Genomic DNA, 1,005 nt, shown 5'->3' with positions numbered 1-1,005 from the left:
CCTGCGGGCAGCGGTTCCGGACTGCCGTTGACGTCCGGGGCCGTGGTCTTGCCGTCGCTGTAGTGGTAGAGCTGGCGGCGTCCGAAGCGGTCGATCTGGGCCATGAGGCGCCAGGGGCCATCGACCGACTCACCGGGCGGGGGGCCAAAGCCCCAGAGGGTGTCGCCATCGCCGCTGAAGGCCAGGATGGCCTCGGGATTGCACGCCAGCGCCGCCTCCACATGCGACCAGCGCGGGTTCGCAGCCCAGGGCGCTGTGCCGCCGTCCGGCTCCGGGCTGCCGCCGCGCAGCAGCCAGATGTCTTCGCTGGCACTGTGCAGCTGGCCGCCCGGGGCCAGAGGCTGGTCGAAGGTGATGACGCGGCCGCTGGCGTCCAGCAGCAAGGTGGCCTCTTCCTGCAGGCGGATGCTGAGCTCCTGCAGCAGGTGCCAGCCATGGCCCAGCAGGCCGCAGGCTGCGCCGTGCTCTGGGTTGACGTAGCTGCTGTACTGGCGCTGCCAGGCCACGGGCAGCGCAGCCGAGGGCAGGGCAAAGTCCAGGTCTTGTGCGCCCAGCAGGACCTTGGCGCCCAGCTGGGGGTTGACGGGGGATCCGACGGTGATGCCGTCCGGGCAGACGGAGCAGGCCAGGCCGCCCTGGCTGCCGATGAGCACGGTGCGCGAGCCGGTGACGATCTTGCCCTTGACGACGCTGTCGGTGATGCGGGCTGCGGGTTTGCCACTCATGCGAGGCTTCTCCTGGAGAGATGGGGGAGAACGGGAATGCGGATACGGGGAACGCGGTACGGGCTGTCTGCCTTCAGCAGTTGAGCCGGTCCATGGGCGAGAGAATCTGGATGTCGCCGGGCGTGATGCGGATGGTGCTTTCGCCGCAGGTCAGCAGGATTTCCTGCTGGGCTTCGAGCCGGATCTTGGCGGCGTTGAGCTCAATGCTTTGCCCATCCATGGTGAGCTGGGAGGCCTTGCCACCTCCGCCTGCGCCCCCACCGCTGCCGCCGCCACCACC

1 protein-coding gene and 1 pseudogene are annotated in these 1,005 nt (G+C 69.5%); both read right to left on the bottom strand.

What is annotated here, in order from left to right:
* Window positions 1–725 (bottom strand): DUF6531 domain-containing protein (locus ACF8NF_RS21450; RefSeq protein ID WP_392451241.1); only part of this gene is annotated, 725 nt, incomplete at its 3' end.
* Between the two features lie 73 nt (window positions 726–798).
* Window positions 799–1,005 (bottom strand): annotated as a pseudogene (locus ACF8NF_RS21445) (hypothetical protein); the annotation flags it as partial.

Origin of the sequence: Delftia sp. WSY_22 (assembly GCF_043104185.1) — a bacterium.
Taxonomy (GTDB): Bacteria; Pseudomonadota; Gammaproteobacteria; order Burkholderiales; family Burkholderiaceae_C; genus Comamonas; species Comamonas tsuruhatensis.
Note: the sequence above shows the minus strand (reverse complement) of the source record. Positions and strands in the feature narration are given on the sequence as shown.